The organism is Alkalimonas delamerensis (assembly GCF_030717955.1).
Lineage (GTDB): Bacteria > Pseudomonadota > Gammaproteobacteria > Enterobacterales > Alteromonadaceae > Alkalimonas > Alkalimonas delamerensis.
Window position 1 is genome coordinate 1 of sequence record NZ_JAUZVY010000005.1, and the last position, 13,474, is coordinate 13,474.

Annotated in this window: 11 protein-coding genes and 1 tRNA gene; 9 read left to right on the forward strand and 3 right to left on the reverse strand. The window is 54.6% G+C overall.

Translation table 11 applies throughout. The features are described 5' to 3' along the window. Nucleotides 1-361 precede the first annotated feature (361 nt). The 4 genes from Q3O59_RS11735 (at nt 362) to rimI (ending at nt 3,463) form a co-directional block, all read left to right on the forward strand. The gene (locus Q3O59_RS11735) at nt 362-2,392 is read left to right on the forward strand and encodes a S9 family peptidase (protein WP_305945760.1); all 2,031 of its coding nucleotides are present in this window, start codon (nt 362-364) and stop codon (nt 2,390-2,392) included. Between the two features lie 151 nt (nt 2,393-2,543). Next, a tRNA-Trp gene (locus Q3O59_RS11740) sits at nt 2,544-2,620 on the forward strand. Nucleotides 2,621-2,664: 44 nt separating this feature from the next. Continuing rightward, a complete protein-coding gene (locus tag Q3O59_RS11745; RefSeq protein WP_305945761.1) occupies nt 2,665-3,036 on the forward strand; it encodes a hypothetical protein in 372 nt (123 codons plus the stop codon). Further along, nucleotides 3,023-3,463, forward strand: a complete 441-nt coding sequence (gene rimI, locus Q3O59_RS11750) for a ribosomal protein S18-alanine N-acetyltransferase (protein WP_305945762.1) — start codon at nt 3,023-3,025, stop codon at nt 3,461-3,463. The genes Q3O59_RS11745 and rimI overlap by 14 nt, the downstream gene beginning before the upstream one ends. 6 nt (nt 3,464-3,469) lie before the next feature. Here the strand turns inward: rimI and Q3O59_RS11755 are convergent, their stop codons facing one another. Continuing rightward, entirely contained in the window at nt 3,470-4,408 is a 939-nt protein-coding gene (locus Q3O59_RS11755; protein WP_305945763.1) for a sodium-dependent bicarbonate transport family permease, read from the reverse strand. Between the two features lie 114 nt (nt 4,409-4,522). Beyond that, entirely contained in the window at nt 4,523-5,422 is a 900-nt protein-coding gene (locus tag Q3O59_RS11760) for a cation diffusion facilitator family transporter (RefSeq protein WP_305945764.1), read from the reverse strand. Nucleotides 5,423-5,631: 209 nt separating this feature from the next. On the opposite strand from Q3O59_RS11760, the gene Q3O59_RS11765 reads away from it, so the two are divergent. The 5 genes from Q3O59_RS11765 to Q3O59_RS11785 all read left to right on the forward strand — a co-directional run bounded on the left by Q3O59_RS11765 (nt 5,632) and on the right by Q3O59_RS11785 (nt 11,396). After that, the gene (locus Q3O59_RS11765) at nt 5,632-6,513 is read left to right on the forward strand and encodes a LysR family transcriptional regulator (RefSeq protein WP_305945765.1); all 882 of its coding nucleotides are present in this window, start codon (nt 5,632-5,634) and stop codon (nt 6,511-6,513) included. Between the two features lie 121 nt (nt 6,514-6,634). Beyond that, the gene (gene prfC, locus Q3O59_RS11770; RefSeq protein WP_305945766.1) at nt 6,635-8,221 is read left to right on the forward strand and encodes a peptide chain release factor 3; all 1,587 of its coding nucleotides are present in this window, start codon (nt 6,635-6,637) and stop codon (nt 8,219-8,221) included. Between the two features lie 12 nt (nt 8,222-8,233). Further along, a complete protein-coding gene (argS, locus tag Q3O59_RS11775) occupies nt 8,234-9,973 on the forward strand; it encodes an arginine--tRNA ligase (protein ID WP_305945767.1) in 1,740 nt (579 codons plus the stop codon). Further along, the gene (pdxH, locus tag Q3O59_RS11780) at nt 9,973-10,611 is read left to right on the forward strand and encodes a pyridoxamine 5'-phosphate oxidase (RefSeq protein WP_305945768.1); all 639 of its coding nucleotides are present in this window, start codon (nt 9,973-9,975) and stop codon (nt 10,609-10,611) included. Before argS ends, pdxH begins: the two co-directional genes overlap by 1 nt. Next, the gene (locus Q3O59_RS11785) at nt 10,602-11,396 is read left to right on the forward strand and encodes a TatD family hydrolase (RefSeq protein ID WP_305945769.1); all 795 of its coding nucleotides are present in this window, start codon (nt 10,602-10,604) and stop codon (nt 11,394-11,396) included. Before pdxH ends, Q3O59_RS11785 begins: the two co-directional genes overlap by 10 nt. On the opposite strand, the gene Q3O59_RS11790 is transcribed toward Q3O59_RS11785, so the two are convergent. Further along, complete coding sequence (locus Q3O59_RS11790) at nt 11,380-13,464, reverse strand: TonB-dependent receptor family protein (RefSeq protein ID WP_305945770.1); 2,085 nt, start codon at nt 13,462-13,464, stop codon at nt 11,380-11,382. The genes Q3O59_RS11785 and Q3O59_RS11790 overlap by 17 nt on opposite strands. Between the last annotated feature and the right edge of the window lie 10 nt (nt 13,465-13,474).

Below are 13,474 nucleotides of genomic sequence, written 5' to 3' on the forward strand. Positions count from 1 at the left end.
ACGCAGCTGCGACGATGGTAGTGTGGCATTCGCCATGCGAGAGTAGTACACCGCCAGGCACCTTATTCAAGCAAAAGGCCTACCCTCACCGGTAGGCCTTTTTGCGTTGCAGCGCCTGACTCCTATCTATCCGCGAAGGCTGAGGCCTCGTTCAGATCGACATCAACATGTTTGACTGAGCGATTAGCGAAGGAGTTGTTGTGGCGAGCCTGAAGGAGCGTCTCAGCCTGGAGCTTGCAACAAATGCAGTCTTACTTCGATTGACTCCATCTTGTTCTTACTCCGGTTAACCGCAAATTGTATTCCTGACACTGTCAGCTGGAGTAGTATGTTTCTGCTCCCAAGGTCCAGGAAACGAACTATGAAAAAAATCCTTCAACTCTGTTTGCCGTTGCTTTTGCTGTGGACGGCTACTGCCATAGCGCAGCAAGTTAATCCACTGAAGTACGATGATGTGTTTCATTTAGAATTGGTGACTGATCCTCAGGTTAATGCCAAAGGCGATCAAATCGTGTTTGTACGCAATTGGTTTGACAGACAAACCGATCGCCGCCGGATGGCGCTTTGGATCATGAATGCCGATGGTTCAGCCATGCAACCACTGACCCAAACCGACAGCAATGCCAGCTTACCCCGCTGGTCGCCGGATCAAAAGCGGATCGCTTATGTGCAGGATGGCCAAATTCATGTGCTGTGGCTGGACTCCGGTCGCTCGGTGCAAATCAGTCAGTTGCCGCATGCGCCCGCTAATCTGACCTGGTCTCCTGACGGTAACTGGCTGTCTTTCAACATGTTCACTGCCAAATCAGTTCCACCACCAGTGACTTTGCCTGGCAAGCCAGCAAATGCTAATTGGGCTCCTGCGCCGATTTACATCGACAGCATGCAGTACCGTGCTGATGGTGCTGGTTATTTACCATCCGGATATCGCCATCATTACCTGATTGCTGCCGAAGGTGGCTCTGCCATTCAATTAACTACGGGTGATTACAATCACAGTGGTGACTTAAGTTGGCAAGCCGATGGCAATGCGGTGTATTTTGCGGCCAACCGCCGTGAGGCGGCCTACCGGGCACCACTCAACTCTGCTATTTACCGCTTAACTCTGGCTGATCGCAGCATTGAACAAATCTACGACCCAGCCGGGCCTGCCAGCCAACCGATGCTATCACCGGATGGTCGTCAATTGGCTTTCCTTGGTTTTGAAGACAGAAAGTTAGCTCATCAGGCCAACCGGCTGTATGTGATGAATTTAGATGGCAGCAATGTCCGCAACCTGACCGAAGACCTGGATCGTCATATCAATGCCTTTCAATGGCAAAGCAACAGTCGCGGGCTTTATATTCAGTACGACGACCTTGGCATTGGGAAAGTAGCTGAGCAGCCGCTTAGGGGCAATCGTTCTGTACGGGTTGACGATCTAGGTGGAGTCAGCTTTAGTCGTCCATACAGTGGTGGTCAGTTCAGCGTGGCAGACAATGGGTTGATTGCGTACACCCAGGCCAGCACTGAACGTCCGGCAGAGCTTGCTATCCAACATCGGCGTACTCAGCGAACACTGACCGATCTGAACCGCGATTTGCTCTTTAAGCGGACCATCGGCCAGGTCGAGGAGATCTGGTATGAGTCTTCGGTCGATGGCAAGCAAATCCACGGTTGGGTGATGTATCCACCGGGTTTTGATGCCAGCAAGCAATACCCGTTGATTTTGGAAATTCATGGTGGCCCGCACACTGCTTATGGCCCGGTGTTTGCGATGGAGTTGCAGTTAATGGCAGCGCAGGGCTATGTGGTCCTTTACACAAATCCAAGGGGCAGCACCAGCTATGGTGAGGATTTTGCCAATCTGATTCATCACAATTACCCAAGTTACGATTACAACGATCTGATGGATGGCGTTGATGCCGTTCTTGCGCGTGGTTTTATTAATGAGCAGGAGCTCTTTATCACTGGTGGCAGTGGTGGCGGGGTACTCACCACCTGGACCATTGGCCATACCGATCGTTTTGCCGCTGCGGCTGCCATTAATCCGGTCATCAACTGGTACAGCTTTGTACTGAATGCCGATATGTACAACTACTTTACCCAATACTGGTTCCCTGGTCTGCCCTGGGAGATGCCGGAGCACTACCTGAAGCACTCGCCCATCAGTTATGTTGGTAATGTCACAACGCCGACCATGCTGTTTACTGGTGATGCCGATTACCGCACGCCGATCTCTGAAACCGAGCAGTACTATCAGGCGCTGCAATTGCGTGGTATTGATACCGCCATGGTTCGGATCCCGGGTGCATCGCATGCCTTGCATGCCCGGCCAAGTAATTTGATGGCCAAACCCGCTTATGTGATCCACTGGTTTGAGCGTTATCGCCAAACCAAGTCGTCCGATTGAAAGCGGCCGCTAGTCCTGATAAGCCCGGTACTACACACCGGGCTTTCTTCTTTTTAGCAAAGCGTGTATGTTTTCTATGCAGTCAAAGGAGCATAGAATGAATTCTGCTTTACCTTTTAGTCGGCTTTTGTATAATGGCGCCACCAAATGTAGGGGCATAGTTCCAATTGGTAGAACAGCGGTCTCCAAAACCGACGGTTGGGGGTTCGAATCCCTCTGCCCCTGCCACTTTGGTCTGAGCACAGAATGTGCCACAGACAAAGGTGACACCTGTGTTTAATGCATCTCAACGCCAGCTGTTAAAAATCCTTGGCATCCAGCCATTGCAGCTAAGAGCGCAATTTCAATTCTCTAGCAAGTCAGCCTCTGAAGACCTTGACTCCAGGTCCTCCATTCAGTTGTTGTGTCCGGATGTAAACCACGGTCTGGTTCAAGATGTGTTGGCTTTTTGTCAGCAGCAGCCTGTTGCCGCTGAAAAGGCGCTGTTGCTCGGTACCTTGCATTGGTCAATTCAACCCGAGCTCACAGCTTGCCAATTAAGCGAGCACCAACTGCTAACCCCAGAGCTTGCGACTTTGGCCGCTACTGCATTGAAACGCCAGCTGTGGCAGTGCTTAAGTCGTTACTTTGATGCTGCAGATTAAGCCGCTTGCTGCCGAGCAATTGCTGCAGATCCTGACGATTGAGCAAGCCGCTGCTTTCGCACCCTGGAGTCAGGCATTGTTTGAAAGTTGCCTGAGCCCGGAATACTTCAATTTTGTGCTGCTTCAAGACAGCAAGCTCTGTGGTTACTATCTGGCGCAGCAAGTGCTGGATGAAGCTACCCTGTTTAACATAGTGGTGGCGCCAGATGAGCAGGGCAAAGGGTTTGGCCGTAGGCTGTTGCAGCATTTGTTGCAGCAAGCAAAAATGCGTGGTTGTTACCAGGTATGGCTGGAAGTACGGGCATCCAATGCAGCAGCAATCGCTTTGTACCAAGGTGCTGGCTTCGAATTAGCCGGCCGGCGGAAGAACTACTACCAAGGCAGCTCTGGATCAGAGGATGCCTTGGTGATGGGACAGCAGCTTTAGTGCTCTTTAATGCAGCCACTGAATAAACTGCAGGTACATCGGAATACCCAGCAGCACATTCAGCGGGAAGGTAATGCCAAGTGCTGCCAGCAAGGACAAGCCGATATCTGCCTGAGGAATAGCGGTGCGAATGGCCACCGGCGCTGCAATGTAGGAGGCACTGGCAGTTAAACTGGCTAAAATCAGAATGGAGCCATCGGGCAGGCCCAGCCAGATGCCGGTGAAGATGCCGCAAACAGCCAAGAGTACTGGTGTAATCAGCGCAAAACAAATCACCCGCCAATACCGTAACGATATCCGATTCAGGGTTTCTGCTGCGGTTAAGCCCATTTCCAGCAAGAACAGCGCCAACACCCCTTTAAAGGCATTGGTGAATAACTCGGTCACGGCGGAGCCTTGTTGCGGGCCATACATATAACCAATCAGCACGCCACCGGCCAGCAGCACCACCCCCCGGTTGGTTAGGGTTTCGTGCCAAATGGCACTTTGGCTGGTTTTCGGACCGTCACTTTGCCGCCAGCGGTAAATCGCCAAGGCTACCATAATGGCAGGAAGCTCCAGCATGACCAGATAGAGGGTGACTTCAGCGCCTATCGTCAGTTGCATGCTTTCGGCATAAGCCAAGGCCACGGCAAAGGTGCCGGCACTGGCAGAGCCATAGTGGGCTGCAAAGCTGGCACTGTCGGCCGATGATAAACGCACCAGACTGCGCAGGACTGGATAAAGCAGTAGCGGGAATAGAGCACCGATCAGAATAACGCTACCAAGCTCGGGCACCAACTGCCAGCTGAGGTTGCCATGCAGCGCCATCCCGCCTTTTAAGCCGATGGTGAGCATCAGCAGCAAGCTCAGAGTATCGTAGGCAGCTTTAGGAATAGTGAGATCGGAACGCAGAATACCTGCCAACAGGCCCAACAAAAAAAACATCACCACAATATCAGGCATTACGCTTCCTCGTTTAGCAATCGGCAAAACCTGCGCATTGTATCCTTAGAACAGTGGAAATGGAAATCCCGATGCGCACAGCAGACCAGCATCGGTATACTTGACAGTGTTCTCTTAAGCAGCTTGTTGCTGTGGGCGTGCGATTTGACAGTAGAAGTCCAACCAAATGACCGGCTCCAGCGGCAAGTGCGCCAATTGTCGCTCCAGCTGCTGCTGCAGACCTTGCATTTGTTCAACCCGGCTGATACCGATCCGTACTTCCAGCAGCAAGTAACTGCCGCTTTTCGCCATTTTGCATTGACGATGGGAAATACCCAGGTTTTCCAACTCTCGGTAGACCTGTTTCCGCAGCTCTGCCGGTGGGCTTATCATCAACAGCTCGTTAATGGCGCTGAAAACCATGCGCAGCGGCACCTGAATAAAGTAACCGGATACCAGAATCACCATCACTGGATCGGCATAGAGGGCCCAGGCGGCAAAAGAGGTAAACTGAAGACTCCAGGTGACAATGAAACCAATCAGCACGGCCAGGCTCAGCACGGCGTCCATCCACCACTGGTTTTGTTCGGCTTCCACCAGCACTGATTGCAATGAGATGTTGGCTTGGCGCAGCCGCCACCAAATGGCGAAGCACACCAAGACACTAAGCAAAGCAAAGAAAATAGCTTTATCGGCCGCTATCTGACGGCCTCCATCCAGCAACGCCATCACTGCGGCAGCGAAAGACACCAGGCACACCAGCAGAATGACCATGCCTTTGACCGCAATGGCCAGTGGCTCGGCTGGCAAACGACCAAAGTTAAAACGGCTATCGGCTGGTGAGGTGGATACCTTCAACGCCAATAAAGACAACAGCGACAAGCCTAAACTCACCAAAGAGTAACTGCCATCGAAGACGATGGCCATGGAATGGGCCCAAAGCCCCCAACCTATGCCGACCAGGGCAAAGAAACCAGCACCGGCAGCAGAAAACTTAAGAATTGATGACTCCGAACGGCTGTTCAGCGACAACATAAAAACCTCGATTTATGGCAAAAAAGTGACAAAGTATTCGTCGGCAGTGACTGGCTATACAGTCAGTCGGCTTGCTGATGTACTTTGTTGGCGCTATTCTATGGTAAATTTATTGGAGGCAACTAATCGCTAGCCGACGAACTTCTCGGCGCTGCTATGCATTGTCTCGCGTGGCTTTCAGCGAAAGCCCGTGGCAGGTTGAGGTGCTGATGAAAGTGATACAGGCGGAAGTCTTTCTGGTGGTGTTGGACGAAGGCTCAGTCGCCGAGGCGGCCCGGCAGCTTGGCCGCAGCCGTACCACCATCAGCAGCGTGCTCAGCAGTTTTGAAGATGAGCTGGCGGTGACCTTGTTCGAGCGCTCTGGCAATGAATTAACGCCAACGCCCATTGCCTGGGCCATTAAGCCCGATTGCATTCGCTTGCTGCAATCGGCCCGGCAAATCGAGCAGCGCTGTCAGCAGCAGCGCAGTGGCATTGAATCGACTCTGCGGATTGCGCGGGACGATGCCTTGCCGGAGCGTTTCTGGCGTGAAACCATGACTGCTCTTAAACAACAGTTTCCACTGACCGGCGTCTCTGTCTATTTGGCGCCACCGCAGGAGCTGACCGAGCTGGTGGACTGGCAATCGGTCGATTTGGCGTTTGGCTTGGCTCAGCATCAAGAGCCGCACGAAAGCTTGCGCTTTCAGCCCTTGGGCGGTTTGCGGGTGATGATGGTGGCCGGGCCGGATCACGCGCTCTGTCGCCTGCCGCTGGTGCATGACGATGACCTGCAGCAATTTACCCAGGTCACCACGGCCTACTTGCAGGATGATTTGCTGGTACCGCAACTGTCCGGGGGCTCCAATTACCTGGCACTGACTCAGTTTGAGCTGATTCGGGATGCGGTGATCAGTGGTGCCGGCTGGTCGCGACTGCCGCAACCGGTGATTATGGAACAACTTAAAGCCGAGCAACTGCGGGTGCTGAAACATCCAGGGGCGCTCAGCTGGCAGTCGTACCAACTGATTTGCGAACAAGGCTATGCCATGGGGCGTGTTGCCAGTTGGCTGGAACAGCAAGTGGTGCGCTACCTGACTCAGTTTGCCTGAGCAAAACAAGCAATTAAATTTCCCCCGTTCCGTCATTCGCGGTAAAATGCAGCAAATTTTTTCAATGGCAGCGGTACCCAACTGGGCCGCTGCATTTTGCTATTGTCGCGACGAGTATTGAATGAGCAACCAACAGTTACAGCAGGAAATCGACAGCCGGCGTACCTTCGCTATCATCAGTCACCCCGATGCGGGTAAAACCACCATCACCGAAAAGGTGTTGTTATTCGGGGCTTTGATCCAAAAAGCCGGCACTGTCAAAGGCAAAAAGTCGGGGCAGTTTGCTACCTCCGACTGGATGGAAATGGAAAAAGAGCGGGGCATCTCAGTCACCACCTCGGTGATGCAGTTTCCGTACAACCACTGCCTGGTCAACCTGCTCGATACCCCAGGTCACGAAGATTTCTCGGAAGATACCTACCGCACCCTGACAGCAGTGGACTCGTGCCTGATGGTGATTGATGCTGCCAAAGGGGTTGAGGAGCGAACCATCAAACTGATGGAAGTGACCCGGCTGCGCGATACACCCATTCTGACCTTTATGAACAAAATGGACCGGGATATCCGCGATCCGATTGATCTGCTGGATGAAGTTGAGAGCGTCCTGAATATTGCCTGCGCACCGATTACCTGGCCGATTGGCTGTGGTAAGGAATTTAAAGGGGTGTACCACCTGCTGCGGGATGAAGTTATCCTGTACAAATCGGGCATGGGCCACACCATTCAGGATGTTCGCATTATTGCAGGCATCAATAACCCTGAACTGGATGCAACCATTGGCTCTTTAGCCGAAACCCTGCGCGATGAGCTGGAGCTGGTGCAGGGCGCCAGTCATCCCTTTGATCAGGAGCTGTTCTTAAAAGGCGAGCTGACCCCAGTGTTCTTTGGTACCGCCCTTGGCAACTTTGGTGTCGATCACATGCTGGATGGCTTGACTGAATGGGCTCCGACGCCACAGCCTCGAGAAACCAACAGCCGTGTGGTGCAACCGCACGAGCCTGGCTTTAGCGGCTTTGTCTTTAAAATCCAGGCCAATATGGATCCGAAGCACCGCGATCGGGTGGCGTTTTTACGCATTTGCTCTGGCAAGTACGAAAAAGGCATGAAGATGCGCCATGTCCGGCTTGGTAAAGAGGTGCAGGTATCGCATGCACTGACCTTTGTTGCCGGTGACCGGGAGCATGTTGAAGAAGCCTGGCCGGGAGACATCATTGGCCTGCACAACCATGGCACCATTAAAATCGGCGATACTTTCACTGTGGGCGAGGACATGCAGTTTACCGGCATTCCAAACTTTGCACCGGAGCTGTTTCGCCGCATCCGTTTGCGCGACCCACTGAAGCAAAAGCAACTGCTCAAAGGCCTGGTGCAATTGTCGGAAGAAGGGGCGGTGCAGGTGTTTCGGCCCATCGACAGCAACGATCTGATTGTCGGCGCGGTTGGCATCCTGCAGTTCGATGTGGTGGTGCACCGGTTAAAGTCCGAGTACAACGTTGATGCTTTGTACGAAAGCATCAACGTGTCCACTGCTCGCTGGGTCTACAGCGATGACAACAAAGCCATGGCGGAATTTAAAAAGAAAGCCAGCCAGAATCTGGCGTTGGATGGTGGTGACAACCTGACCTACATCGCCCCGACCATGGTCAATTTAAACCTGGCCATTGAGCGTTACCCAAACATTCAGTTTAGCAAAACCCGTGAGCACTAACAGGCAAAGCGCATGAATATCAAACACCTATTGACGGAAAAAACACAAGCGGCTTTTGCAGCCCTCGGCGTTCCGGCCGACACCAACCCGGCGGTCACCATCAGCACCCGGCCGGAGTTTGGTGATTACCAAATCAATGGCGCCATGAGCGCCGCCAAAGCGCTGAAAACCAATCCGCGTCAGTTGGCGCAGCAATTGCTGGATGCGTTGGCGCTGGATGATATCGCAGCCAAGGCGGAGATTGCCGGCCCGGGCTTTATCAATATCAGCTTAAAGCCAGAGTGGCTGGCTGCTCAGTTGCAGCAGGCGGTGCAGGACCCACGTCTTGGTGTGGCACCCAATGCCAGTCCGCAGACCGTGGTGGTGGATTATTCCGCGCCCAATCTGGCCAAAGAAATGCACGTGGGTCATCTGCGCTCTACCATCATCGGCGATGCGGTGGTTCGCTGTCTGGAGTTCTGGGGCGATACCGTGATCCGGCAAAACCATATGGGCGACTGGGGCACCCAGTTCGGCATGCTGATTGCGCACCTGGAAGACAAGCTGGCAGCCGGTATCGATCTGGAGCAGGTGGCGCTGGCCGATTTGGAAAACTTTTACCGCGAAGCGAAAAAGCGCTTTGACGATGAAGACGGCTTTGCCGATAAATCCCGTGATTATGTGGTGAAGCTGCAAAGCGGCGATGCCCATTGCCAGAAGCTGTGGCAATTGTTTATTGATACCTCGATTAAGCACAGCGATGAGGTTTATCAGAAACTGAATGTCACCCTGACGCATGATGACATCAAGCCGGAAAGTGCCTACAACCCGATGCTGCACGGCATTGTTGAGCAGCTCAAAGCCAGTGGCCTGGCGGTGGAAGATCAGGGCGCTTTGGTGGTGTTTTTGCAGGAGCTGGCCGATAAAGACGGCAATCCATCCCCCTTTATTATTCAAAAAACCGGTGGTGGCTTCTTGTACTCCACCACCGATCTGGCGGCTTGTCAGTACCGCAGCCAGCAATTAAAGGCCGATCGCATCATTATCTTTACCGATGCCCGTCAGGGCCTGCATTTTAAGCAGGTGGAGCTGACTGCCCGCAAAGCCGGTTTGCTTCGTGACGACACGGCGTACCATCACTGCCCGTTCGGTACCATGATGGGCGAAGATGGCAAACCCTTCAAAACCCGTACTGGCGGCACCGTTAAGCTGGCTGAGTTACTGGATGAGGCCATTAGCCGGGCTGGTGCTCTGGTGGCAGAAAAGGCTACCGAACTGAGTGCAACCGAGCAGGCGGAAGTGGCAGCCAAAGTGGGCATTGGTGCGGTGAAATTTGCCGATCTGTCAAAAAACCGTACCAGCGATTACGTCTTTAGCTGGGATGCGATGCTGAGCTTTGAAGGGGCCACCGCCCCTTATCTGCAATACGCTTACACCCGGGTGCGCAGCATCTTGCGTAAAGCAGAGCTTGGCGATGACTTCCAGGCCGCGATTTTGCTGCAACAGCCGCAGGAGCTACAGCTGGCAGTTAAACTGCTGCGGCTGGAAGAAACCTTGCAGCAGGTGATGAAAGAGGCCCAGCCCAACCTGCTGTGCAACTACCTGTATGAATTGGCCAGTCTCTTTATGAGCTTTTACGAAGCTTGCCCTATCCTCAAAGACGGCATTGAACCAGAGCTCAAAGCCAGCCGTTTAATGCTGAGTATTTTAACCGCCCGCATGTTACGCCAGGGGCTGGACTTGCTGGGCATTGAGGTGATGGAGCGGATGTAATGAAGATTGATGCCATCAGGCGCAGTTACACCAAAGACAAACTGGATCTGGATAAGCTGCATGCTGATCCCATTCGGCAGTTCGAGCAGTGGCTCAAAGACGCCATTGCTGCCGAGCTGCCGGACCCGACTGCCATGTGTGTGGCGACGGTGGATGAAAGTGGCCAGCCGTCGCAGCGGCTGGTGCTGTTAAAGGATGTCAGTGCTGATGGTTTTGTGTTCTACACCAATCTGGGCAGCCGCAAAGCGACTGAGCTGGCGGCCAACCCCAAAGTCAGTTTGCACTTTCCCTGGCATCCGCTGGAGCGTCAGGTGATTGTTTATGGCACGGCTGAACGGGTTTCTAATACGCAGGTGATGAAGTACTTTTTATCCCGGCCCAAAGAAAGCCAGTTAGCGGCTTGGGCCTCCGAGCAGAGCCGGCCGGTCTCCACCCGGCAGGCCTTGATGCAAAAGTTTGCCGAAATCAAACACAAGTTCGAACATGGCGAAGTGCCACTGCCCTCGTTTTGGGGCGGCTTTTTGGTGCGACCGCATCAGATTGAGTTCTGGCAAGGCGGCGAGCACCGGTTGCATGACCGCTTTATGTACCGCAAAGAGGACGACAGCCGTTGGTCGATTGACCGGCTATGTCCTTAAGGCTGTTCGACAGTCACTGCCATCTGAACCTGCCCGAGCTGGCTCCTCAGATGGATGCTCACTGGCAAGCTGCTCAGGCCGTTGGGGTTGCAGCGCTGCTGATCCCGGCGGTAGAGCAGGTTGCCTGGCAGCCGTTACTTCAACTGCATCAGCAGCAGCCAGCGTGGCAGATTGCACTCGGTATTCACCCTTGGTGGGCCGCACAGCACAGTCTGCAGGCGGTGACAAAACTGGAGACCATGCTGTCTGAGCAGCAGGACGCAGTCTGTGCGATTGGCGAAATCGGCCTCGATTTCGCGCTTTCCTCTGACACTTTCTCCATGCAACAGCAATTGTTTGAAGCCCAACTGGCACTGGCCGCCCGGCTGAATAAGCCGGTGATTTTGCATCACCGCAAATCCCAACCGCATCTGCTGGGGGCAATTAAGCGGGAAAACTTTGTGGAAGGCGGTATTTTGCATGCCTTTTCCGGCAGCCCGGAGCAGGGCCAGGCTTTTATTGATTGTGGCTTTAAGCTGGGCATTGGCGGCACCATCAGTTATGAACGCGCTGGCAAAACCAGGCGCGCGGTGCAGCAGTTGCCGCTAAGTGCCTTTGTGCTGGAAACCGATGCGCCGGCCATGCCACTGGCCGGCTTTCAGGGGCAGACTAATACACCGGCCCAGTTGGCGCTGGTGTTTCAACACTTTTGCCAGTTACGGCCAGAGTCACCAGCCCAACTGGCCGAGGCGATCTGGCACAATACCCAACAGGTACTTCGACTGCAAGCTACCAGCGCAGGGTGATGCCGGCCATCCAAAGCCGGCCGGGCGCAGGCTCGAAGGAGCGGCCATTGCCCTGGTTGACCACCACCGAACCGACATAGTCTTTGTTGGTCAGGTTATCCAGCCGTAGCCAGGCATCTAGTTGGCTGCTGCCCCATTGCCACTCGGTCTGTGCCGCCAGCCCCCACAGATGTGCGCCTGGTGCATCGATGCTGTTGGCGTCATCGACCGGCACGCTCGAGCGGTACTGATGGTTCAAGCGCAGACTCAGCGGCTGTAAGGCACCACTACTAATCGGCTGCCATTGCCATTGCTGGAAAAAGTTGCTGCGGGCTAAGCCGGGCAAACGATTGCCACTGTTGGCATCTGCTTCACTTTGACCAAAGCTGGCATCCAGCCAAGTGTAACTGGCACGCCAGCTTAAGGTATCGCTTAAGCTAAAGCGGCTGCTTAGCTCAAAGCCCTGACGTTTGGTATTGGCCGCATTGCGGTAGGTGGTGCGACCATCAATGCTTCTATCGACCAGCAAATCATCATCGGTATCAATCACAAAGACGGTGCTTTGCGCCAGCCAGTTGCTGCGCTGCAGCTTCAAGCCAAGTTCGTGTTGGCGCACTTTGGCGGCATTAAGTTCGGTATTCAGGCCGGAACCTTCATTGCGATACGCCATTTCGGTTAAGGTCGGGGTTTCAAAGCCAACACCGGTGCCGGCAAACAGGCTGAGATCATCGCGCACGGCAAAGTTCAGCGCAGAACTCCAGGCATTTTCCTGATAACGAACCTCGCCACTGTCATCCGGGTTGCCGGGCACAATAAAGCGATCGGCCACGGTAAAGTCGATGCGGCTCAAGCGGGCACCTGTGACCCAGGCCCAGCGCGGATGGAACTGCCAGTCGCTGATGAGGGTGGCATCACGGCTGTCGACCCGGCCTGTTTCGTCGCGGCGCAGCTCGCCTCTGTTGCCAAAGTCATTGACAAAGCCAAGCCGCTCGTCTTTTTGCTGCTCATTATCCAGCGCCAGCGTCAAGCGCCACGGCGTGGCTGCCAGAGGTTGCACTGTGCCGCTTAGGTTGGTGCCATAAAACGAACGGCTTAAATCAATGACGGCACCCGATGAGCTGATGGCAGTGCCAGGAAACGCCAGGTACTGCTCAATTTCCCGCTTGCCATGCCAGGCCGACAACCGCCAGTCAGTGAGCCAAGACGGTTCACTCAGATTTCGTGCTCGCAGAGTCATGGACTGCTGACGATGGCGAATGCTTTTGCGGGTGCCAAAGGTGGCTGCCTGGGGAGCGGTCTGCTTTGGGTTTTCCCGCCACTGCTCGGGGCTTAAAGCCAGGGGGTCTTGCAGCAGCGGCGCATCGTTGTCATCCAGCCGCAGAATCAGCTCCGCCTGCTCGCCAAGATCCCGGTACCAGCGCAATGCCCACTGATCACGTTTTACCGCGCTGAAGGGCCTGTCGCCATCAGTGCGAAAGCGGGCATAGTCGCCACTAAAGCTTTGGCGCTCATCGGCATAAACGGCGCGCAGATGCTGGCGCTCACGCTTGGCGCTGCCAGCGCTCAGGCTGGCCGAGACATTGGTTGGCTTTGTTGCTGGTGGCAGCGGCCGGCTGCTTTGCAGATCAATCACCCCACCGGCCGAGTTGCCATGAATGGCTGCCAGTGGGCCCCGCAACACTTCGACGCTGCTTGGCTCGTCCAGTAAAATGCTGGAGGTTTGCGCCTGACCATCTGGCATCGACAAGGGAATGCCATCCAGCCGCAGTCGCACACCGCGCACGCCAAAGGCGGCGCGGGCACCAAAACCACGCAGGGTAATGCGGGTATCCTGGGCAAAGTTAAAGCGGGTGTCGACTTGCAGGCCGGCCATGCCTTCCAGCAACTCGGCGGCATCGGTGCGCATGCCGGGTGTCAGGCTTTCTATATCAACACGCTCCACCGCAGCGGGGGTTTCCAGCCAGGGGCGGGCAGTGCGGGTAGCCGTGATGACCAGGCGCTCTATTTCGGCGCTTTCGGCAGCGGTTTGTGTGGCCAGCGGGGTGGAGACGGCGGCTGCCACATGCAGGGCAACTAAGGTAACAAACATCTGTGGCTCC

Excerpts from the sequence above, each read along its gene's own strand:
- prfC (WP_305945766.1), top strand. The coding sequence starts at position 6,635 with ATGAGCAACCAACAGTTACAGCAGGAAATCGACAGCCGGCGTACCTTC.
- pdxH (WP_305945768.1), top strand. The coding sequence starts at position 9,973 with ATGAAGATTGATGCCATCAGGCGCAGTTACACCAAAGACAAACTGGAT.
- argS (WP_305945767.1), top strand. The coding sequence starts at position 8,234 with ATGAATATCAAACACCTATTGACGGAAAAAACACAAGCGGCTTTTGCA.
- Q3O59_RS11735 (WP_305945760.1), top strand. The coding sequence starts at position 362 with ATGAAAAAAATCCTTCAACTCTGTTTGCCGTTGCTTTTGCTGTGGACG.
- Q3O59_RS11765 (WP_305945765.1), top strand. The coding sequence starts at position 5,632 with ATGAAAGTGATACAGGCGGAAGTCTTTCTGGTGGTGTTGGACGAAGGC.
- rimI (WP_305945762.1), top strand. The coding sequence starts at position 3,023 with ATGCTGCAGATTAAGCCGCTTGCTGCCGAGCAATTGCTGCAGATCCTG.
- Q3O59_RS11760 (WP_305945764.1), bottom strand. The coding sequence starts at position 5,422 with ATGTTGTCGCTGAACAGCCGTTCGGAGTCATCAATTCTTAAGTTTTCT.
- Q3O59_RS11755 (WP_305945763.1), bottom strand. The coding sequence starts at position 4,408 with ATGCCTGATATTGTGGTGATGTTTTTTTTGTTGGGCCTGTTGGCAGGT.
- Q3O59_RS11785 (WP_305945769.1), top strand. The coding sequence starts at position 10,602 with ATGTCCTTAAGGCTGTTCGACAGTCACTGCCATCTGAACCTGCCCGAG.
- Q3O59_RS11790 (WP_305945770.1), bottom strand. The coding sequence starts at position 13,464 with ATGTTTGTTACCTTAGTTGCCCTGCATGTGGCAGCCGCCGTCTCCACC.